Origin of the sequence: Proteus genomosp. 4 str. ATCC 51469 (genome assembly GCF_003144375.1) — a bacterium.
Taxonomy (GTDB): Bacteria; Pseudomonadota; Gammaproteobacteria; order Enterobacterales; family Enterobacteriaceae; genus Proteus.
Genome location: NZ_PENV01000003.1, coordinates 233303 through 254186 on the forward strand (window position 1 = coordinate 233303; position 20884 = coordinate 254186).

At 38.9% G+C, this 20884-nt stretch carries 18 protein-coding genes; 2 read left to right on the top strand and 16 right to left on the bottom strand.

Annotated features, from left to right (window positions below):
• Positions 1 to 4: 4 nt before the first annotated feature.
• From DK866_RS05380 to DK866_RS05390, 3 genes are all read right to left on the bottom strand, one after another.
• Positions 5 to 781 carry a ribonuclease T2 family protein gene (locus DK866_RS05380; protein WP_109408027.1) on the bottom strand — a complete coding sequence of 259 codons (777 nt, stop codon included), beginning with the start codon at positions 779 to 781 and terminating at the stop codon, positions 5 to 7.
• An 85-nt stretch (positions 782 to 866) separates the two neighbouring features.
• Positions 867 to 2822, bottom strand: a complete 1956-nt coding sequence (locus DK866_RS05385) for a bifunctional 2',3'-cyclic-nucleotide 2'-phosphodiesterase/3'-nucleotidase (protein ID WP_098941137.1) — start codon at positions 2820 to 2822, stop codon at positions 867 to 869.
• 83 nt (positions 2823 to 2905) lie between these two features.
• On the bottom strand, positions 2906 to 4105 hold the full coding sequence (locus DK866_RS05390; RefSeq protein WP_244179652.1) for a porin: 1200 nt from the start codon (positions 4103 to 4105) through the stop codon (positions 2906 to 2908).
• 1328 nt (positions 4106 to 5433) lie between these two features.
• On the opposite strand from DK866_RS05390, the gene rdgC reads away from it, so the two are divergent.
• Positions 5434 to 6342 carry a recombination-associated protein RdgC gene (gene rdgC, locus DK866_RS05395; RefSeq protein WP_109408029.1) on the top strand — a complete coding sequence of 303 codons (909 nt, stop codon included), beginning with the start codon at positions 5434 to 5436 and terminating at the stop codon, positions 6340 to 6342.
• Between the two features lie 331 nt (positions 6343 to 6673).
• Here the strand turns inward: rdgC and DK866_RS05400 are convergent, their stop codons facing one another.
• Complete coding sequence (locus tag DK866_RS05400) at positions 6674 to 7375, bottom strand: DAPG hydrolase family protein (protein ID WP_109408030.1); 702 nt, start codon at positions 7373 to 7375, stop codon at positions 6674 to 6676.
• A 93-nt stretch (positions 7376 to 7468) separates the two neighbouring features.
• Here DK866_RS05400 and DK866_RS05405 point away from each other — a divergent pair, with 93 nt between their 5' ends.
• A complete protein-coding gene (locus DK866_RS05405; protein WP_109408031.1) occupies positions 7469 to 8107 on the top strand; it encodes a TetR/AcrR family transcriptional regulator in 639 nt (212 codons plus the stop codon).
• 77 nt (positions 8108 to 8184) lie between these two features.
• On the opposite strand, the gene yedF is transcribed toward DK866_RS05405, so the two are convergent.
• From yedF to hybO, 12 genes are all read right to left on the bottom strand, one after another.
• The gene (yedF, locus tag DK866_RS05410) at positions 8185 to 8427 is read right to left on the bottom strand and encodes a sulfurtransferase-like selenium metabolism protein YedF (RefSeq protein ID WP_006535172.1); all 243 of its coding nucleotides are present in this window, start codon (positions 8425 to 8427) and stop codon (positions 8185 to 8187) included.
• Positions 8424 to 9650, bottom strand: a complete 1227-nt coding sequence (yedE, locus tag DK866_RS05415) for a selenium metabolism membrane protein YedE/FdhT (RefSeq protein ID WP_075674241.1) — start codon at positions 9648 to 9650, stop codon at positions 8424 to 8426. The genes yedF and yedE overlap by 4 nt, the downstream gene beginning before the upstream one ends.
• 210 nt (positions 9651 to 9860) lie before the next feature.
• On the bottom strand, positions 9861 to 10880 hold the full coding sequence (gene hypE, locus DK866_RS05420) for a hydrogenase expression/formation protein HypE (protein ID WP_109408032.1): 1020 nt from the start codon (positions 10878 to 10880) through the stop codon (positions 9861 to 9863).
• A complete protein-coding gene (gene hypD / locus DK866_RS05425; RefSeq protein WP_109408033.1) occupies positions 10877 to 12013 on the bottom strand; it encodes a hydrogenase formation protein HypD in 1137 nt (378 codons plus the stop codon). The genes hypE and hypD overlap by 4 nt, the downstream gene beginning before the upstream one ends.
• On the bottom strand, positions 12000 to 12266 hold the full coding sequence (gene hybG / locus DK866_RS05430; protein ID WP_006535180.1) for a hydrogenase maturation factor HybG: 267 nt from the start codon (positions 12264 to 12266) through the stop codon (positions 12000 to 12002). The genes hypD and hybG overlap by 14 nt, the downstream gene beginning before the upstream one ends.
• The gene (hypB, locus tag DK866_RS05435; RefSeq protein WP_109408034.1) at positions 12257 to 13510 is read right to left on the bottom strand and encodes a hydrogenase nickel incorporation protein HypB; all 1254 of its coding nucleotides are present in this window, start codon (positions 13508 to 13510) and stop codon (positions 12257 to 12259) included. Before hypB ends, hybG begins: the two co-directional genes overlap by 10 nt.
• Before the next feature lie 62 nt (positions 13511 to 13572).
• Positions 13573 to 14067 carry a hydrogenase-2 assembly chaperone gene (gene hybE / locus DK866_RS05440; protein ID WP_109408035.1) on the bottom strand — a complete coding sequence of 165 codons (495 nt, stop codon included), beginning with the start codon at positions 14065 to 14067 and terminating at the stop codon, positions 13573 to 13575.
• Entirely contained in the window at positions 14064 to 14552 is a 489-nt protein-coding gene (locus DK866_RS05445; protein ID WP_109408036.1) for a HyaD/HybD family hydrogenase maturation endopeptidase, read from the bottom strand. The genes hybE and DK866_RS05445 overlap by 4 nt, the downstream gene beginning before the upstream one ends.
• Positions 14552 to 16255 (bottom strand): hydrogenase 2 large subunit, encoded by a 1704-nt coding sequence (gene hybC / locus DK866_RS05450; protein WP_109408037.1) that lies wholly within the window; start codon positions 16253 to 16255, stop codon positions 14552 to 14554. The genes DK866_RS05445 and hybC overlap by 1 nt, the downstream gene beginning before the upstream one ends.
• Positions 16252 to 17433, bottom strand: coding sequence for a Ni/Fe-hydrogenase cytochrome b subunit (hybB, locus tag DK866_RS05455; protein WP_109408038.1), 1182 nt, complete (start codon positions 17431 to 17433; stop codon positions 16252 to 16254). The genes hybC and hybB overlap by 4 nt, the downstream gene beginning before the upstream one ends.
• Positions 17420 to 18433 (bottom strand): hydrogenase 2 operon protein HybA, encoded by a 1014-nt coding sequence (gene hybA, locus DK866_RS05460; protein WP_036911746.1) that lies wholly within the window; start codon positions 18431 to 18433, stop codon positions 17420 to 17422. Before hybA ends, hybB begins: the two co-directional genes overlap by 14 nt.
• Positions 18430 to 19554 carry a hydrogenase 2 small subunit gene (hybO, locus tag DK866_RS05465; RefSeq protein ID WP_072069443.1) on the bottom strand — a complete coding sequence of 375 codons (1125 nt, stop codon included), beginning with the start codon at positions 19552 to 19554 and terminating at the stop codon, positions 18430 to 18432. The genes hybA and hybO overlap by 4 nt, the downstream gene beginning before the upstream one ends.
• Positions 19555 to 20884: the final 1330 nt, after the last annotated feature.

Sequence of the window (20884 nt, forward strand, 5' to 3'; positions counted from 1 at the left end):
AAGATCAAAATTCACGTTTCGGACAATCAATTACTTCGAAATCTTTGCTATAACAGATATAGAATTCATCTCGATTAATTTGAATTTCTTTATCCTTCAGTGATGGATTGTGTTCTTTTAAGAACTTAATCAATGCACTATTTGAAGGACGGCCTTCTGGTAATACTAACGCTTCATACAACTCTTTTTGTTTACCAAAGAATGCATCTGGTGTATCAAACGCACAAACACCATGTTTTTCCCATTCGCCTTGTAACAGATCGATACCCGGAGAATCACACAGATAAGGTTTGATAGCAGAGTATTCTAAAGGTGGTAAATCGCCTTTACATAAACGAGGATGCTTGCGTATGTCTTTCCAATCACGGCAGTCTTCCCATGATTTACCATCACAGGTTTCAGCCCACAGCCCATGAACAATCCAACCAAATTTATTATCTGAGAAGCATTGGATTTCAAATTTATCGTACTCACGTTTTGCACGATCTTTTTCATTATCGTTATTTAAACGTTTAATATTATTACTTTTATAATCACAAAAAGCCGGTGAGTAGTTAATCGCTAACTTAAAGTAATCTGTTGATGCTGTGCTGTTTTGACCATAGCGATCATTAGAAGCAATGTAGTCGTAAGGTGCCGTTGGAGCATCAGGTAAAATACAAGATACGCCTTCAACTAATTTAGCTTGAGGTTTTAATGGTTCTGTAATTTCAGGTGCTTGCGTTGCACATCCTGCTAACACTAACGCAAAAGCAGCAGGCAATAGCTTCATAAAGCGCATAAAATCCCCTTAAAGAGTCATAACACCACTCTTTTGGTTCAAAAAGGTAAGAAAAAACCTGCCCTGAACGGGCAGGTTTAATTACTTATTTCTTCTCAGTTAAATCGATTTTGTAAATTGCAAAACCAATTTCATCATTTTCCACGAAGGTCATTGGATATTGAGCGAAATCTTTAATAAATGCAGCAGCTTTTTCACTTGGTGAAGTTTCAAAACGGACATCTAACGCTTTATCAGTCTTAATAGGTAAGAATGACCAGTTGTTAGCGGCTTTAGTCGCAACTTCACCTTTTTCTTTAGTTTGTTTAGCAATGTAAGAAGCTAAGATTGCACGGTTTTCATCTGGAGATGCAAACGCAATATTCGCTTCACCTGTACCAGCGAACTTACCGCCGTATCCACGGTAGTTATTTGTTGCGATCAGGAATGTTGCTTTAGGATCGATTGGTTTGCCTTCGTAAGTCACTTCTTTGATACGATTCGCATCTTTATTAACGACTTGGCAATCAACGTCATATTTAGCTGGTTGAGTTAAGTCAACTTTATAGTTCACACCACTAATGGTGTCGAAGTTATAAGTACGGAAACCATCCCAGTTGATCAGTTCTTGTGGTTTAGTTGAGTTAGGATCAACTTGGTTCCACATACCCGCTGAACATTCTAACCATTCAACAACATCCGCACCGGTCGCTTTAACAACCACTAATGTGTTTGGATACAGATATAAGTCTGCAGCGTTACGGAATGTTAAGTCACCTTTTTCAACTTCTACGAAGTCTGCTGGTGCATTTTTACGACCACCCGCTTTAAATGGTGCTGCTGCACCTAATACTGGTAAACCGTCTAAGTTCGGATCACCTTGAATAAAGTGTTTGGTGTAATCAACTTGTGCATCATTAACGATTTGTACAGTTGGATCGCTTTGTACTAATGCTAAGAAGCTGTACATGTTGGCAGAAGCTTTACCAATGTGTTTACCCACAAAGTCACGGGTACCTTGGTGTGCTTTTTCAATGATTTGAGCTAATTCAGCATCACGTTCAACTAATGCTTTTTTGTTTGCTTTATCAAAGATAGGACGCGCTTCACCTGTTGCTTCAGTCATCACCCATTTACCGCTGTCGTTATTGATAACCATATCAACAACACCTAAGTGATCACCCCATTGGCCAGGCATAACAGCAGGAACACCGTTTACAGTACCTTTCGCTGTATCTACGCCTTTAATACCTTCAAATTCTTTGCTTGGGAATACGCCATGAGCGTGACCAAACATGATTGCATTGATGCCTTCAACTTCACTTAAATAATAAACAGAGTTTTCAGCCATTGCTTTGTACGGCTCTGACGCAAAACCAGAGTGAGGAATAGCCACAATCAGGTCAGCACCCTCTTTTTTCATTTGAGGGACGAATTTTTTCGCTGTTTCTGTAATATCATTTACAACGACCTTACCATCCAGATTGGCTTTATCCCAGATTAAGATCTGTGGTGGTACGAAGCCGATATAACCAATCTTGATAGTGTGTTCTTTACCATCACGATCTTTTACTGGTGTATCAACAATGATATAAGGTGTGAAATAGTTTTTGCCTGTTTTCGCATCCATCACGTTGGCGTTGATGTAAGGGAATTTAGCACCAGCAATGGCTTTTTTCAGGTAATCTAAACCATAGTTAAATTCATGGTTACCAAAGTTACCGACTGTGTAGCCCATGGTGTTCATCAGCTGGTGAGCTGGATGAGATTCGCCTTTTTCTAAGCCTTTAGCTGCTTGGTAATCAGCCAGTGGGCTACCTTGGATCAAGTCGCCGTTATCAACTAAAATCGCATTGGTTGCTTCAGCTTTTGCTGCTTTAATTAAATTAGCAGTACGGACATAACCAAACTGTTCTGTTGGTTTGTCTTTGAAGTAGTCAAAGTCGATTAAGTTACTGTGAACATCAGACGTCTCCATAATACGAAGATCGACTGTCGCAGCATTCACGTTGAATGCGACAAACATTGCTAATGTTGAAATTTTCAACACATTCTTAACCATTACACACCCCTTATATATTGGTTAACAGGAGAGCAAAATGGCTCTCCTTTCGTTACTTCTGTCAAACAGTCTCTTTGAAAGGACTAGAAGTACAGACGCATACCTGTTTCGAAGATATATTGTTTTTTATCTTCATACTTCACGTTATCGCTACGAGCATCATCGTATGCCATTTCAGCGAATAAACGTAAGTTGTTATATTTAGATACTGCAAAACGTTTATCTACACCCACAGTATAGGTTTCTTTTTTGTAGTTGAACGTGTTTGCATCACCATCACGCAGGTAGTAACCCGCATACATACCACTTTCGATACGATCCCAGTGCCATTTCACACCAACACCGTATAAGTCAGCTTTCCAGTCGCCTTTAACTGAGTTCCAACCACGTGGGCTGTTATATTGATTTTCATAAAGCGCTAAGCCTGGGTTTTTACCACGAGATTGACCGTAGTCTAAACCAATAGAAAATTCACGACCTGGGAAGAAGTATTCCGCACCAAAAGCTAAAATACTGTTTTCTGGTGTTTTGTCCTTATTTGGACCTGAATTGTTTGCCTCACCTTTAGCTGCAGAATAACCCGCATCAAATTCTAAGCCGAAGGTTGATTTATAGAAACCAACTAATGAATAAGCTCGTGTAATATCACCTGCAACACGGCGACCATCATCACCAGTTTTACCTGTCACTGTACCCGCTAATTTGAAACCTTCGTAACGATTAGTTTCAATGAAGATAGTTTGAGGTAAACGGGTCATGAAGTTGTTTTTACCAACACCGTTAGTATTTACATATTTACCATTAACGCTCGTTTCACCACCAGAATAACCCACTGAACGACCTAATACATCGCTGAAGTAGAATACACCAGTGTTACCATAGCCGTAGCTTGATTTTTTCACCCAGTCGATCGGAATATAAGTACGACCAAACTGAATTTGACCATAATCACGATGAGAGAAACCGACATAACCTACACGGTTGTACATTTCAAAGTTTGATTTAGGGTTGTCACTGTTAGTTTTTTGAGTGTCTGAACCCCACTCTAATTTACCAAATACTTTGATATCGTTAGTCAGTTCGTGTGAACCAAAGAAACCAATACGGCTACCATCATCCGTCATTTTCATTTCATGATTTTGGCTAGTCACTTGTGTTTTTAAACGGAACTGACCGTTTACATCAAAACGTGTACCTTTATCGTTATACACGTTTACTGCGTTTGCAGATCCAGAAAGAACCAACAAACCAACCAGTGCTGCTAGAGGCTTCAAGCTTTTCATGATTAAAATACCCATCTATTTTCTATAGTTTTATGATTTCCTTTAAGGTCAAAAATAATACCGCCGTATATAGTTGACCTGAGATTCAGACAAAAGATCTCTGCCACGAATTTCGAAAAAGAAAATCGCTCTCACAATTGATAATTTTTATAGCTACTAATTATGACTCTACAAAATTTTCTTAAAGGTTTTAATTTCCTTGACACAGACGTAATCACCAATAAGACACAAAAATAATATCCTCATTATATTTAAATAAGGGCATTGCTTTTATTTCTGTTAGGAAAAGAAATAGGTCGTTGAGTTTTCGTTGGCATGTTACTCAAAAAAAAGCCCTTCTTTCGTGATGTAGCCCACAATTACACCAACATGCAATTTCACGGTTACATACCTAAGTGATAGGTATCACAATTAAAGGTAAAGATACGTGTTTTTTGAACTAAATCAACTTTTTTAAAATAACATTTTTTGATTTTTCTTTTAGATTTCATTTTGTTACAAGACTATTTTTTTTGCTAATAAAAAATTTATCCCCCTATTTAATATATTTAAAAGGAAGTATTAATTTTAACCACTAAATAAATAACACTAAAGATTTAAATATTGTTATCCCTAATTAATAATTTTTTATCTTTATATTTATTTCTTATTTAAATAAAAGCAAAATCACATTTAAATACAATTTAACTGGTGGTAACGAGTAACACTCACTCAAAAAAAGAATAATTAACTACAAATATTAAAAAGAGAAGCACAAGAATACCATTCAATCACAATATCTAATCAATACGTACAAGTAACAAAGAAACACAAGAAAACATTACAAATTCTAAACTATAACCATGGTTAATATAAAAAGCCCAATTGTGCTATTTTGACAATATTTAAAAAACAAATATTCAATTTTGTGATGTAGATCACCTAGATGTTTGTGAAAAATCACTCTTTATATTTTCCTGTTTTTGTGACAATTATCACATGAGTTCGTCAGGAAGATTTTTGTTTTGTAAATTAATGCAGGGATAAATCTGAAAATGATTTCATATTGTAAACAAAAAATGGCTAAAAAATAAAATTATGTGATTATTGTCACATAAGAGCTTGTACTAAAAATCTCGTTATTTCAGTATTAATATTCTTCGTTAATTCAATATAAATAAGAATAAAACTCATTATCATAGAGTAGATTTACTAATTATTCGTTTCAGCTTTTTTTTCTTTTTTATTAAATAACATTATGGATATTTTCTTTTAAGGGATATTACCTTTTAGATACCCTAAACATTCAGTATCATAATGCGGTAAATAATGATTAAGGGGAATGTCAGATGCTGTGGTTTAAAAATATTTTGGTCTATCGCTTAAATAAAGAGATAGCACTGTCAATGGATGAGTTAGAACAACAGCTTGCTTCATTGGCATTCACACCTTGCAGTAGCCAAGATATGACCAGAACAGGTTGGGTTTCGCCTATGGGCGATCGTGGTGAAGCACTTATTCATGTTGCTGGTAAGCAAGTGATGATATGTGCACGAAAAGAAGACAAAATCTTACCTGCAACAGTGATTAAAAACGCCTTACAAGACAAAGTTGAAAAACTTGAAGGTGAACAAGGGCGCAAACTGAAAAAAACAGAAAAAGCGACCCTAAAAGATGAAGTAGTTCACACATTACTTCCTCGTGCTTTTAGCAAATTCTCACAAACTTTTATTTGGTTAGATTTAGAAAAACAATTAGTCATTGTTGATTCAGGTAGTGCAAAACGAGCTGAAGATAACTTAGCTTTGTTACGCAAAACCTTAGGTTCATTACCTGTTGTTCCTCTGAACTTTAATGAATCTGTTGAATTAAAAATGACTGAGTGGGTACGCTCTGGAGAACTTCCAGCCGGTTTTACCTTAATGGATGAAGCAGAGCTAAAAGCCGTACTAGAAGAAGGCGGTGTTATTCGTTGTAAGAAACAAGAATTAGTCTCTGATGAAATTGCGACACATATTGAAGCAGGCAAATTTGTCACCAAACTTTCTGTAGATTGGGAAGATCGCCTTCAATTTATGCTATGTGATGATGGCTCTATCAAACGCATTAAATTCAGTGAGACTTTACGTGAGCAAAATGATGATATCGATAAAGCCGATTTTGCCCAACGTTTTGATGCCGACTTTGTTTTAATGACCGGTGAATTAAGCGCCCTAATTGAACGCGTCACCGAAGTCCTCGGCGGCGAAGCAGAGTAACCTACGAATAAAACGCAACAAGCAGATCAGCCATCCCGCTGATCTGCCCGCAATACTCTTCTACTCATTCATTGACTCTTTTACTCTTTTACTCTTTTACTCTTTTACTCTTTTACTCTTTTACTCTTTATATCCTATTGAATACTCTAAATAATTCAAGATGTAGCTAGGCGACAAATGAACGAGTCGCTAGGAGCATACAATAGTATGTGACTAGTGCGAGTGAATGCCGTCAACAACGCTACAACTTGAAGTATGACGAGTATTGTTTGTGACTAGTGCGAATGAACACAGTCAACAACGCTACAACTTGAAGTATGACGAGTATTTATTACCAAGGCAATGCGCCCTTCTCCCCATTCGCATGCTCACCGTAATACAATGACGGCAAGAAACGAGAAAGATAAGTAAACTCGTTATAACAGTGCTGCAATAACCCAAAAGCTATCTCATCCGATAATTCCACTGCTGGATTTTCTAATGAGTGACCTAAATAAAAACGGCTTCTTAATACACATCCCCAATCCGTATCTCGCGTTAAATGCACCATTTTACCGTCGGTAGGATCACTATTTTCATCAATTTTCACATCAGAGCCAAAACCAATAGTGGCACATACAGCACCTGATAATGCCCCTGTTTTATAGGCTTCTTCTAATAATGTGTTATCAAAAAAATCTTTCGCATCATGGAATTTAAGTTGTGCTCCAACAGGTGGAATATCCCCCAAGGATTCAACTGCCTTAATTGATGCACCGATATAACTCTTTCCTTTTATCCATTTATCATCCCAACCATTGTGAGCAACATGATCATGAGGATGCCACCAGCGAATATGTTGTGATGTTTCAAAAAAGGTAAACCACCACTCTAGCATCTTACCTTTACAACCATGCAAATCGGTACGTACTACGACTGTTAAATGCCCTACTTCATCCCTTTCAATTCCCATTTCTAAGCGTAATGGTGCGGGTGATAAAAGCTCGTTAATGTCATTTAAAGCCCAAGGTAAATATAATGTTTGTTTTTTCATTTTTTCAACTCCGATAAATTAGGAAACAGGATTAGTTTCCTAATTGTTTTATCCCTATAGAGTGATAAAATCAACTAAAAAAGAGGCTAAAAAATGACAGATAGCAAAATTAATCAAAAACGAGGACGCCCTGCCCGCCCTCAAGAAGAGATCCGCCAAGAAATATATGAAGCGACCATAAGTTTGCTTTTGGAGCAGGGTTACAACGCAACAACCATTGATGCAATTGCAAAACAAGCAAGCATTGCCAAAAAAACGATTTATCGTTTTACCAAAGATAAAGAAGATTTAGTGGAACAAATTGTGTTGTCATGGACAGACAGTTTCGTCGCTATTTTTCATGATAAGGCCACTGATTTTGATGAATTTATCCTGTTGTTATCACAACATTTAAACAGCATTGTTCAAACGGTACTTAATCATAAAGCCGTCGGTTTATATAAGTTATTACAAGAGGATTTTCCTAGCCGTGAAGTGCTTATGGAAAAATATCAACGCAGTGGGATATTAAGAGGACGCAGTTTACTCACGCAGTGGTTACAGCAACAAGAAAAAAACGGAATAATCAGATCTTACGACTACGCTACATTAAGTGATCTTTTATTAGCCATGGTGATCGCAGAGCCTTTACGACAAATTGCATTAGGGATCGTTCCACCGACACCAAAATCAAATTTTGATCTACGGATTCAGCAAGCGATACAACTCATTACACCAGTGTTAAAACCTTAGAAATAAAAACAGCAAGCCACCTTTTATTGATGCACTTGCTGCTTCTATTGCTAGTCTTTCAACAAAATAATCTGAAATTATTTTTGAATTAAATAACGGATCGTCGGACCATCTTGTTGAATATCTAATACGGTATATCCGTAATTTTTAGCATCAAGCGGAATATTGTTGATTGATTGAGGGCAATCACTCACCACTTCTAATATTTCGCCTTTTTTCAGTGATGGCATGGCTTCAAGTGTTGCCACCGCAGGATAAGGACAAGGTTCACCGACCATATCTAGACGATAATCAGGAATAATAGTGTCTTTCTGGCTCATGCGATTTCCTTATTAATCTGCGTTGAAATAGATTGTGCTTGTTGGGCTTTTTTACGGAAAAAATGTTTTTCCCACCAAAGTAATAACACAAATGACACACCAAGCATTAGATACGTCACACCTAATCCCCCCACAGGGCCAAAGGTATCAAGTAAATTAATCTTGTCATAATCCGTTGCGATCACTGAGGCAAAATCATCCCAGTAGTAAGCTAATAATGTAGAACCGATAACGTTACCCAATCCAACCCACCAAAAGTGAATTTGACCTTCCACTGCACGATACATCCAGCCAGTTTCACATCCACCAGCAAGTACAATACCGAAACCAAAGAGTAAGCCACCAATGACAGCATTCGGCCCTGCCCACATAATTTTAGGCGCAGCACCTAATTGGACATAGCTGAAGATCCCAATCGCGCTCACTGCCATACCAATAATAATCGCTTTTGCCATATGGGTTCTGCCCGTTATCCATAAATCACGGAAAGCAGAAGTAAAACAGATTTGCGCTCGTTCGATTAAAATACCAAAACCAATACCGCCTAACATAGCAAAGCCTAGTTTTGGTGAATCAAAAAGAATAATTAAAGACCACGCAATCATGGCAAAAAAGATAACCATTCCCAATCTAAAGCGACGTTTTGCACGTTGTTTATCTTGAGTAATCGGTGAAGCTTGACTGACCTTTTGTAGTTTTACGGGAATACGAAACAGTGGCATCAATGAAAGCTTGGCACCAAAATAAGAACCGATTGCCGTTGCAACCGCAAAAAACCAAGCATGTAAAGAGAACTGAGGAATACCCGTAAAGAAAGCCGCAAGGTTACATCCCATTGCTAGACGAGCACCAAAACCAGCAATGATCCCGCCAAGCACAGCTTGAAGAATACGAATTTTATGTTGAGGATGGCGAAGTTTGACGTTGTTGGCCCAAAGAGCAGCCATAATACAACCTCCAAACATCCCGATAATCATCACACCATCAATACGCGTTAATGGCGTACCTTCAAGGCCGATAATTTTAAAATAACCCCATTCTTCAGGATGAGCACCAAACCATTGCATTACGTGGCCGCCCCAACGAGTAAATTCCCCCGTGACAGCCCAAAAAGTGCCGGTTAAACCAAAGTAGTAAGTTGATAAGATACCTGCCGCAATAACAGCTGGAAGAGGCTTCCAAAAACGGATCAGGTATTGAGATTTAAATTCTGACCAAGACATGTTTTTTCCTAGAGCTTACCTCTACGAGAGACCCTCTCCACGCAGTAGGACTGGCCGAACATGTTACTCCAATAATTTTTTTATCAAAGAGTCAGTATTCAGATAAATGAAGGAAATTTGCGTTATAACAAAGTTTTTGTAACAGATAGATAACTTATCCCACTTATAAATTCAGCCATAATTTTTATTTATAAGTGGGGGAAGAAGTGCTTAGCAAATACGAGGCAAAGGCTCGTTATAAGGTAAATCAAGAATGCGACTCGTACCGAAAATCCCAGTTAAACGAATATAGTTATCCGTTGTCACTTCACCGATAGTACAAGCGTCTTTACCTAAAGTATGTTGATGTAACGCTTCAAGTACTTGAGCTTCAGCTTCTGGTGATACTACTAAAACAATTTTACCTTCGTTAGCAAAATTAAGCGCTTCTAGGCCTAATAATTCACACACACCACGAACGGCTTGTTTCATTGGCAATTTGCTTTCATGTACATTCATGCCACAACCACTGGCTTGGGCAAATTCATGCAAAATAGCCGTTACTCCACCTCGAGTTGCATCACGTAATGCCCGAATACCTTCAATTTGGCGTAAAGGTGCAATCATTGGTTCAAGCACAGCGCAGTCACTTTGTAGATCCGCTTCTAATCCTAAATTTTCACGAAGATTAAGGATTGTTGCACCATGATCACCAATTGTACCACTCACTAAGATCTTATCGCCGGCTTTGATATTACTTGCGGCCCAATTAATTTGTGTTGGAATAACGCCAATGCCCGCAGTATTGATAAAGATCTTATCTGCGGCACCACGAGGAACCACTTTGGTATCCCCTGTGACAATTTGTATTCCTGCTTGTGAAGCAGCTTTTGCCATCGCTAATACAAGCACTTCAAGGGTTTCAAATGGCAACCCTTCTTCAAGAATAAAACCACATGATAGATAACGAGGTACAGCACCACCGACGGAGAGATCGTTAGCTGTACCGCAAACAGATAATTTACCGATATTTCCACCAGGAAAAATTATCGGATCAATCACATAGCTGTCGGTACTAAAAGCAAGACGATCGCCAAGAGCCGTTAACTCATTTAACGCGATCCGCGCTTGATCTTCTTTTTCATTTAATAACGGATTATCGAACGCTTTTAAAAACAGGCCTTCGATCAGTTGTTGCATACCTTGCCCACCATTACCTTGGGCTAAGGTGATTTCATCAGGTTGTTTCATATATTACCTTCACGGCGATACTGATAATAAGCCGCACATGCCCCTTCTGATGACACCATCAAAGCACCTAATGCGGTTTCTGGTGTACAGCTTTTGCCAAATAGAGGGCAATCCGAAGGTTTGCATCGTCCTGTTAATACATCACCGCAGCGAGATTGTGGATTATCTGCCACTTTTTGTGGTGCGGGTGTAAAACGTAACTCCGCATCAAACTCAGAATAAGCTGGTGTTAATTGAATACCTGACATTGGGATCTCACCCAACCCACGCCATTCACTAGTTTCTTTTAACATAAATACATCTTTCAGCGCTTTTTGAGCCAGCTTATTACCTTCATTTGGTACAATGCGACTATATTGGTTTTCAATACTTAAAACATAATCTGCATTTTCTGCTTTTGCTTTAAGTTGTTTAATGACCATCAGTATAGCTTGCAATAAGTCTAATGGTTCAAATCCTGTCACCACAAAAGGCTTTTCAAATTCATCACATAGCGGTTGATATGGTGTACATCCAATCACCATACTCACATGTCCCGGTGCAATAAAGCCATCAATGCGAACATCGTCTTGCTCTAGTAAACAACGCAAGGTAGGTACGATAGTAATGTGCTGACAAAATAGAGAAAAGTTTTTAAGTCCACGCAATTTTGCTTGTTGTAGCGTCATTGCAGTACTTGGCATAGTTGTTTCAAAACCTAAACCAAAGAAAACAACTTGCTTATCTGGGTTATCTTGTGCAATTTTCAGTGAATCAAGCGGTGAGTAAACAATACGAATATCGCTGCCTCGACGACGCGCATCCAGCATTGAACCATTACGACCCGGCACACGCATTGCATCACCAAACGTGCAAAAAATCACGTCAGGACGTGCTGCAATTTCTAAACATGCATCAATTCGTCCCATCGGTAATACACAAACGGGACAACCCGGCCCGTGAACAAATTCAATTTCTTCTGGTAATAAGCGATCTAAACCAAATTTAAAAATGGCATGAGTATGCCCACCGCACACTTCCATTATTTGTAATGGACGTTTAATAGGGTGAGGCCATTGTGAAATAGTTTCACGAATTTGGGCTAGTAAGGCTTTCGCAAGTTCGGGATCACGAAATTCATCAACGTACTGCATCATCAGCCTCTTCGAGGGTCACACCATAGACATGCTGTAATGCATCAAGAGTATCTTGTGCTTCTTGCTCATCAAGAATACTCATGGCAAATCCCACATGAATAAGTACCCATTTGCCTAATAATTCACTAGGTTCGCCTTCACATACCATTGAAATATTAACAGCACGTTTGACGCCACTGACTTCGGCATAAGCGAGTTGGTGGACGTCTTCGCCCACCTCAACAATCTTAGCTGGAACACCTAAGCACATAAACGACTCTCCAACCAAGCTAACCACTCTTCCATGCCTTCGCCTGTTGTTGCTGATAACGCGATAATTTCAATATTTGGATTAACACGGCGAGCTGATTCAATGCAAGCTTGAACGTCGATATTCAGATGTGGAACTAAATCAATTTTGTTGATAATCATTAAATCAGCCGCAGCAAACATATGCGGATATTTCAGAGGCTTATCTTCACCCTCAGTGACAGAGAGAATAGCCACTTTATGCTTTTCACCCAGATCAAAACTGGCTGGGCACACTAAGTTACCCACATTTTCAATAAAGAGAACGCTGTTATCTTGTAAGCCTAATTGGTGTGTCGCATCATGCACCATTTGTGCATCAAGATGACAACCTTTGCCTGTATTCACTTGGATCGCAGGTACACCTGTTTCACGGATACGATCAGCATCATTGGTGGTTTGTTGATCGCCTTCGATCACGGCACAAGGGACGCGTTGCGCTAACTGTTTTAACGTTTGTGTTAACAGTGTGGTTTTACCTGAACCGGGGCTTGAAACTAAATTCAATGCCAACACATTTTGTTGTTCAAAATGTTCACGGTTATGAACAGCAATTCGGTTATTTTTATCTAACACATCCATTTCAATTTTCAGCATACGCTTTTGGCTAATACCGGGAGCATGTGTTCCTGCTTCACCTTGGCCATAATGCATATTCTGATTTTCAATCACTGGGCTAAATTGCTCTTCGTGCTCATGTTCATGATCGTGGTCATGCGCATGATCGTGATCGTGGCTGTGAGAATGGTGATGAGAATGTTCATGGCTATGATCATGAGCATGGTCGTGATCATGACTGTGAGAATGGTCATGACTATGAGAATGATCGTGTTCATGATGATCGTCATGTCCATGATGATGCTCATGGAAAACAGGAGTTTCATTTAGCTGTGTATCGTTATGAAAATGAAGATGAACATCACCACTGTTATGATAATAGTGGTGATGAACGATGATAGGCTGACCATTGGTTTCGTAGTTATGCTTATGCTTTTGTTCAGACTTATCAATATATTTATGAACAGTATTCGCTGGAGTAGCCTTGTGTTCATGATGGTGATCATGCCCATGATGGTCGTGATCATGATGATGACCGTGGTCGTGATGATCATGGTCGTGAGAGTGATGATGGTGGTGCTCATGTGAATGAGGCTCTACGCCTTCAATTCTGACATTGCCTTCGCCACAACCGCAAGTGCTACACATATTCTGACTCCTGTACTATTCAATAAGAAGAATGTGACTCTGTGTCGCGTAAAATTTCTACACTATGATCTTAACTGACCACGGAAGAGAGAACGACGACTTAAATCAACTTCTGCTACGGATTGTGTCTGAACAGGAAGAGAAAGTGCCATTTTTACACTATTTTCAACCAACTCAACAGCATGTTCACCTGTTAGGTGTCTATCAAGTGGTGACATTAATGAACAAGCAAGATATTGCATACCACCCGCAAGCTCACCCACAACAAACTTAATCTGTCCACAAGGTAATTCTAACCCGATACGATCACCCACTTTTCGATGTGGCCATTCTTGTGAAGGTCCCGGAAAGACGACAAGCTCTAACATCCAAGGAGTAAGAACAGCTCCAATCCACTGATTTTCAAATAAAGTAAAACCCCCTGCTTTTACAGGAATACCTTCGCGATAAAAAGGAAGCCCTCTCATCTCTTTTTCAGCAATTTCACTAAAACGTGTTTCAAGTTGCTCAACAGGTGGCTCGTCATATCCTAGGATATCCCAGCTTAATTCACTCATGCTGTTACCTCTTTAGGTGTGACAGGAATACCGTATTCACGCAAAATATTAACCACATGCTCTAATGCAATTTCCATTGATTTTTCACCAATGTCAGACAATGACATGCTTGGCTCTAATGATGCAGGTTCAATACCCACTAAAATAAGCTTACGAGGAAATTCATCCGTCATACGTAAAGCCATTAATACATCAGATAAACCTAATTGATGAGGAGAAATTTTCTGCGTAAAAAGTGCCGGAACATCATCATCATGTAAGATAAAAATACTACCCGGTTCATGATTACTTCTTACCGCATCGGCAACAATCAGGAGGTCTCTTGCTGCAATATCTTGCAAAATTTCCATACCTGATGTGCCACCATCAATAACATCGACGTTCTCTGGTAAAGAGAAGCGCTCTTCGAGCGCCTCTACTATACGAACACCAATGCCTTCATCGCTTAGTAATAAATTACCAATCCCTAAGACGAGAGTTCGCATTATAATACCTTCACCTTACTTAGCTCTTTACCTGTTAAATCAACCATATGCACAGCACATGCCATACATGGGTCAAAGGAGTGGATCGTTCTTACCACTTCTAACGGTTTTTTCGGATCAGCAACAGGTGTACCCACTAGTGATAACTCATAAGGGCCTGGTTCATCATTAAAGTTACGAGGACCCGCATTCCATGTTGATGGAACTACTGCCTGATAGTTAGTGATTTTTCCGTCTTTAAACACAATCCAGTGAGATAACATACCACGAGAGGCTTCTTCGAAACCGACACCACGATACTCTTTACCTGGTTCAAACTCTGGTTTAATAAAGGCAGCTGTATCACCACGGCCGATATTATCAACCAGTGATTGCCATAAAGAAGCCAGTGATTCTTGTAACACACACGCATGGACGGTACGCCCAATAATGCGTCCCCAAGTCGATTCTAGTTGCTCTGTTACCAGTGTTTCATTGGTTAATTGAGTATAGATCTTGTTGATGTCGTTGTAGTTTCTAACCGTTCCTTCGTGCTTACCTGCTAAACCACACACTAACCATGCTAACGTACCGACTTCTACAGGCTTGCCATAGAATGTTGGTGATTTAACCCATGAGTATTTGTTGTTCTCATCCCAACCTGTGTATTTAGGACGAGTTAAACCTTCCCATGGTTTTAATGGTTCATCATCTTCATACCATGCGTGTTTACCACTTTCTTCGATACCGTCTTTCAGGTTCTGATCTTTCCAGTCTTTAATTGGGCGATAAGTAGAGAAATCAATCCCTTCCATATAACCACCAGACAGTAAGAACTCCGTGTTATTACCATTAATTGGTAATTCAGGTACAGACAGATAGTAGTTTGCACCTTTACCGATTTTTAACCATTCAGGGTAATAAGCGGCGAAAATAGCAGTATCCACTTTATAAACTTGGTTAACGAAATCACCCAGCTTATCGATAAAGCTTTTCACGTACATTAAACGTTCTAGATTGAGAACATTTGGTGCATCAAGGTTAATCGGGTTAGCCACACCACCCACGGCCAAGTTTTGGATATGAGGTGTTTTACCGCCCAAAATAGCCACAATACGGTTTGCATCACGTTGGCACTCAAGTGCTTGCAGGTAGTGAGCAACCGCAATTAGGTTAACTTCTGGTGGCAATTTCATGGCTGAATGACCCCAGTAGCCATTAGCAAAAATACCTAACTGGCCGCTGTCCACTAAACCTTGGATTTTTTTCTGTACTTTTCTGAATTCTTCAGCAGAGTTCAGATGCCATTCAGAAACCCCTTTTAACATCGCTGATGCTTTTTCAGGATCAGCTTGTAATGCAGATGTGATATCAACCCAGTCCATCGCAGAAAGCTGATAGAAGTGAACGATATGGTCATGGATGATATGTGAACCTAAAATCAAGTTACGGATATACTGCGCATTCACAGGAATATCCATACCTAAAGCATCTTCTACAGCACGTACTGAGGCAATTGCGTGAACTGTCGTACAAACACCACAAATACGTTGCACGATAATCCATGCATCACGAGGATCGCTTCCTTTTAGGATCTCCTCCATTCCGCGCCACATGGTACCGGAAGACCAAGCCTTAACAACTTTTCCGTTATCAATTTCACAATCGACGCGTAAATGCCCTTCAATACGGGTAATAGGATCAATAGTAATGCGTTGGCTCATGATTTAACCTCAGCCTTTTTTAATTGTATATTTGAGTCTGTTTGTGCAGGTAAAACCGGCAGTAAACGGATAATAAGAATGTAAGCTGTTACTTCAAATGCAACGAAACCAATAGAAATCAGCAATTCACTTGCTGTTGGGAAATAGTGGTAACCATTGCCTGGATTGTAAGCAACTAAAGAGTAGTTCATACGCCACATTGCTGCGCCGATTAAGATAAAGACAGCACAGACAAACAGCATTCTTGGACTACGGCGGTTATTATTTAAATGCATCAAAATAAGAGGAAGTAATAACAATGCACTTTCAGCAATAAATAACCATGAGAACATATCCCCATTTCCGATATAACTCAGTTTACCGTTCCAAATAACTTCACCCCAGCGACAGACCAAGAACGCAATCAGTAATACTTCGATTACGCGTGTTAACTTGGTAAATAACGGTGTTTCATCATCATTCATGGTACGGCTTGCTTTTAGCAAAGAGCCTTCAAAAATAACGATAGTGAAACCAAGGAGGAAAGCCGTTAACAGAGAAAACAGCGGTAACATCTCATAAGATTGCCACAGTGGATGTACTTTCCAACCCGCTGAAATCATTAATGATCCCATTGAAGATTGGTGCATGGTTGGCAGTAAAGCACCAAGACCAATAATAAAGAACATCGCTTTGTTAAGACGTTTCAACGACACTTTCCAGCCTAAACGCTCTAATAACGCAGGTAAGAATTCTAATGCCATCACCATAATATAGATGGTCATACAGGTCGCTGTTTCAAACAACACTGAGTTAACGTTAAAGTATTGCGGCATAAAAAAGTGAGGCATGTTCCAATAACGACCGATATCAATAGCAATGGATAAACCACCTAATGAATAGCCGAACAAGCTCGCTAATAATGCAGGACGCACTAATGGGTGAAACTCGCCTTTATTAAAGACATAAACAGCCCATGCAAGTGCCCAACCGCCACATGCAAAGCCAGTTCCTATCAATAAGTCAAAAGCAATCCAAATACCCCAAGGATATCCCCCATTCAGGTCAGAGACATCACCCAGACCTAATACCAAACGCTTACCAATAAGAATAAAACCGAGCACAGCAAGCGGTAAAAACACTCTTACAGCGAGAGTAAATAACTTACCGCCAAGTGGACGAGGATCATGACTCGACATCGTTATCCTCCTTGTGGTGTTCTTGCTCTTGTTTTTTACTATTACGGTTAACCAAATAGGTGATCCCTGCTAGGGCCGCTATTGGTAATACCATGCCTTTATAAAGCGTGTGTTGAATATGTTCAGAACGCGCACCTGTAGATAATGGTGCTACTTCTGGCATACCTAAATTGTCAAAAGGTACCGCTGAAAGTACCATAACTTGCGTACCGCCACCTTCAAACTCGCCATAGATATGATCTTGATATTCAGGAATTTTATGCAGATAAGTATCGCCACCACTAATGGTTTGACGTGGGTAATGGTATTCCTCACCCGCTTTTTTCGCTAAACGACGTTTTGCTTCTTCAAGCAATTCTTCTCGTGTACCGAAAATAACCGCACCTGTTGGGCATACTTCAACACAACCTGGTAATAAGCCTTTGTCTAAACGCTCAACACCTTTTTGGTTACAAAGCTCACATTTATAGAGCTTACCAAATGGATCGTCATAGTCGTATTTTGGAATGTTATAAGGGCATCCCACCATACAGTAACGACAACCTGTACAGATATCTGCGTGATAATGGACAATACCCGTTTTTGGATCTTTGGTTAACGCAGAAACAGGACAAACAGAAACGCAGTTTGCATCAACACAATGCATACATTGTTTCTTAATAAAGGCATAACCGTTTTCCAGTTGGTCTTTATTTTCACCAGTACCATCACGCCAAATTTGAATAATGTTATTTGTGTAAGGACTTAATTTGTCATTGTTTGACCAAATCGGATCACCATTGGCGTAAGTATCACCACGCTCCATTGGCTCCGGGTGATTGATTTCCTGACATTTTGTGACACATGCTTGACAGCCTACACATAATGTAGAGTCATAGAGCATACCGAGAGACCCAGGAATTGGGGGACGGTTCTGCGCCGCAGCATGACTCGCAGTGGGAGCCATTCCCGCAAGGAGAACCCCACCTGATGCCAGCTTAAAGAAATGACGCCTATTCACCGTTTATCCTCCTGTGAGGCTCCTGTGGCATTCTTGTCACGGCCTAATTGACGCACAGCCATCACACTGACACCGGCGACAGCACCTACGACAGCACCGAGCAAGCCCGCAGCACCATAAGACACACCACCACCTTCTTTCGCATTAACATCAGGTACTTGCGCTTTTGGTGTTGGCTGATAAACATTCGCTAATTGGAAAATACCTTTAGTAAAGCCAATCCCTTCTTCGTTACATCCGTAACAAGGGTGACCGATACCCACAGGCCAAATTCCACCGCCGACATCACAGAATTCCAATGTTGGGCAGTTACCATAGGTTTCAGGACCTTTACAGCCTAAATGGTATAAACACCAACCTTGACGATGACCTTCATCACCAAATTCTTTAGCAAAACGACCCGCATCAAAATGAGGGCGACGTTCACAGTTTTCGTGAATTAAACGCTCATAAGCAAAAAGCGGTCTGTTTTTGCTATCTAACTTAGGCAATTTGTTGAAAGTAATAATATGTGCAACAGTTGCTAAGAAGTTATGTGGATTTGGTGGACATCCTGGAATATTAATAACAGTTTTACCCGGTAAAATTGCTTCCAATGATTTAGCACCTGTTGGGTTACCCCCAGTTGCTGGCACACCACCCCATGCAGAACATGAACCAATTGCAATAATCGCAGCAGCCCCTTCAGCGGCTTCTTTGATATGCTCAAGAATAGGTTTTCCTGCAACCATACAGTAAACACCGCCATCTTTGTCTGGGATTGAACCATCGACAACGAGAACGTACTTACCTTTATATTTCTCCATCGCATTGTGTTTATTTTCTTCAGCTTGATCACCAAAAGCTGAAGAAAGCACTTCATGATATTCAAGTGCGATAACATCAAGCACTAGGTTTTCCAGAGTCGGGTGAGTTGCACGTAATAAAGACTCCGTACACCCTGTACACTCCTGAGCACCAATCCAGATAACGGGTGGGCGTTCAGATGACGCCATTGCTTCTGACATTTCTGCGGCTGCTTTGCCGCTTAATCCCATGGTAGCTGACAACGCAGCACACAATTTCATAAAATCGCGTCGGTTAATACCATGATGGGAAAAAACATTATTCCCCAAGGCCATATATCTCTCCTGATATGATGATTTTTAATTGGAATAATTTTAAAACACCGCCTTTTTAACACTCCGACACAATAATGACTTGATCATTATCAAGCGATAATTCATTAAAAAATAAATTATTCTTTTATGTGAGTAAAAACGTTTCAGCAATATAAGGTTCAATGTCTATTTTTTATATATTTCGTCATTTTAAAATTATTAAAATTCTATTTAATAATGATAATTTAAGTAGAAATAATTCTCATTATCTCAATAATTATGGTGGTGTAAAATTATTAATTATTATAAATCAGTAAGATACAAATCTATTAAAAAACACCCAATTTATAAGACAATATATTTAAAATAATACAAAATTAATAATTAATATTTTCCATTTTCTGGAAAGTTTTATTAAAAATAAGTTTTAATATATTTTTTAATTATAATGATGACTCTTGTTTTCATATTATCAACCTTTATATTACATCATAAATAATGTTAAAAATTGCATTTCATAAACAAGAAATCATTACATTAATATATTTAATTTCAGCCTATTTTAATTACTAATTTATCCAATCTTCATTTGTTATTATTTTTTAATCATTATTACTCTGTTTACTTTTCAATCAAAAATTAACCTATTTTTCTTATCATTTTTCATATAGTTATATGTATATTCGTTTTTGGAATAAGCTAATACCCTAGCGCAAAATCGCTATAAAATTAAATACATATCGATATACAGTTACATTCAAAAGATAAGATCATTAATAATTACTAATTAGTAATCCTTCGGGATAATTACATTGAGTTATTTTATAACATATCGAGTTTATAATGAAATTAACCTAAATAAATTTTCATGTTAAATCCATGTTGTTATTGTGGATAAAAAAAGCACAAATTATCGATAAAAAATCCCCAAATAAAGCATATTTCGTTTTTTTGTGAGAATAGATAAAAAAAGTGGTCATAAATCTAAAAAATAGAAAAGCTCTTTGTTAACTGTTTGTAGTTTTCAATCAGACAAAGATCTTATAAAGAATAGGAGATAAACCAAAAGAAAAAGATAAAAGCAAAGCACATCCCCTATTTAGGAACGATAAGAACGATAGGAACGGATAGGAACGGATAGGAACGATAGGAACGGATAGGAACGATAGGAACGGATAGGAACGGATAGGAACGATAGGAATGATAGGAACGGATAGGAACGGATAGGAACGATAGGAACGATAGGAACGATAGGAATAATGATAACAGCCGAATCAGTCAATAAAATAAAAAGCCATAACACCGAAATGTTATGGCCTTTAAATTTATTAAAATAATAAAATGCTATGTG

Coding starts and splice junctions, on each gene's coding strand:
- hybB (WP_109408038.1), bottom strand. CDS start 17,433: ATGTCGAGTCATGATCCTCGTCCACTTGGCGGTAAGTTATTTACTCTC.
- DK866_RS05385 (WP_098941137.1), bottom strand. CDS start 2,822: ATGGTTAAGAATGTGTTGAAAATTTCAACATTAGCAATGTTTGTCGCA.
- DK866_RS05445 (WP_109408036.1), bottom strand. CDS start 14,552: ATGCGAACTCTCGTCTTAGGGATTGGTAATTTATTACTAAGCGATGAA.
- hypB (WP_109408034.1), bottom strand. CDS start 13,510: ATGTGTAGCACTTGCGGTTGTGGCGAAGGCAATGTCAGAATTGAAGGC.
- DK866_RS05380 (WP_109408027.1), bottom strand. CDS start 781: ATGCGCTTTATGAAGCTATTGCCTGCTGCTTTTGCGTTAGTGTTAGCA.
- hybE (WP_109408035.1), bottom strand. CDS start 14,067: ATGAGTGAATTAAGCTGGGATATCCTAGGATATGACGAGCCACCTGTT.
- yedF (WP_006535172.1), bottom strand. CDS start 8,427: ATGAGCCAGAAAGACACTATTATTCCTGATTATCGTCTAGATATGGTC.
- hybO (WP_072069443.1), bottom strand. CDS start 19,554: ATGGCCTTGGGGAATAATGTTTTTTCCCATCATGGTATTAACCGACGC.
- hypE (WP_109408032.1), bottom strand. CDS start 10,880: ATGAAACAACCTGATGAAATCACCTTAGCCCAAGGTAATGGTGGGCAA.
- hybG (WP_006535180.1), bottom strand. CDS start 12,266: ATGTGCTTAGGTGTTCCAGCTAAGATTGTTGAGGTGGGCGAAGACGTC.
- DK866_RS05405 (WP_109408031.1), top strand. CDS start 7,469: ATGACAGATAGCAAAATTAATCAAAAACGAGGACGCCCTGCCCGCCCT.
- rdgC (WP_109408029.1), top strand. CDS start 5,434: ATGCTGTGGTTTAAAAATATTTTGGTCTATCGCTTAAATAAAGAGATA.
- DK866_RS05400 (WP_109408030.1), bottom strand. CDS start 7,375: ATGAAAAAACAAACATTATATTTACCTTGGGCTTTAAATGACATTAAC.
- yedE (WP_075674241.1), bottom strand. CDS start 9,650: ATGTCTTGGTCAGAATTTAAATCTCAATACCTGATCCGTTTTTGGAAG.
- DK866_RS05390 (WP_244179652.1), bottom strand. CDS start 4,105: ATGAAAAGCTTGAAGCCTCTAGCAGCACTGGTTGGTTTGTTGGTTCTT.
- hybC (WP_109408037.1), bottom strand. CDS start 16,255: ATGAGCCAACGCATTACTATTGATCCTATTACCCGTATTGAAGGGCAT.
- hypD (WP_109408033.1), bottom strand. CDS start 12,013: ATGCAGTACGTTGATGAATTTCGTGATCCCGAACTTGCGAAAGCCTTA.